Source organism: Pseudomonas sp. P5_B2, assembly GCF_056400445.1.
Genome location: NZ_JBFULH010001537.1, coordinates 1 through 503 on the forward strand (window position 1 = coordinate 1; position 503 = coordinate 503).

At 53.5% G+C, this 503-nt stretch carries 1 protein-coding gene; it reads left to right on the forward strand.

Translation table 11 applies throughout. From position 1 onward, the window contains the following. A partial coding sequence (locus AC1DRJ_RS32260; RefSeq protein ID WP_477805649.1) for a SpoVR family protein occupies positions 1-503 on the forward strand: 503 nt, incomplete at both ends.

The following is a 503-nucleotide window of genomic DNA, read 5'->3' on the forward strand; positions in this document are numbered from 1 at the left end:
CCGCTCGGTTATCACCATTGGTCCTATGGCAAACACTTCCTCAGCACTGAAAAATCCTACAGTCGCGGGCAGATGGGGCTGGCCTACGAGATCGTGATCAACTCAGACCCGTGCATCGCTTATCTGATGGAAGAAAACACCATCTGCATGCAGGCACTGGTCGTGGCGCATGCCTGCTATGGGCACAACAGTTTTTTCAAAGGCAATTACCTGTTCCGCACTTGGACTGACGCCAGTTCGATCATTGATTACCTGGTGTTCGCCAAGCAGTACATCATGCAGTGCGAGGAACGCCACGGTATCGACGCGGTGGAGGACTTGCTTGATTCCTGCCATGCGCTAATGAATTACGGCGTCGATCGCTACAAACGCCCCTACCCGATTTCCGCTGAAGAGGAACGGCGTCGGCAAAAGGATCGGGAAGAGCATCTGCAGAAACAGATCAACGATTTGTGGCGCACCATCCCAAAGGGCGCGGACAAATACAGCGACAAGGACAATGC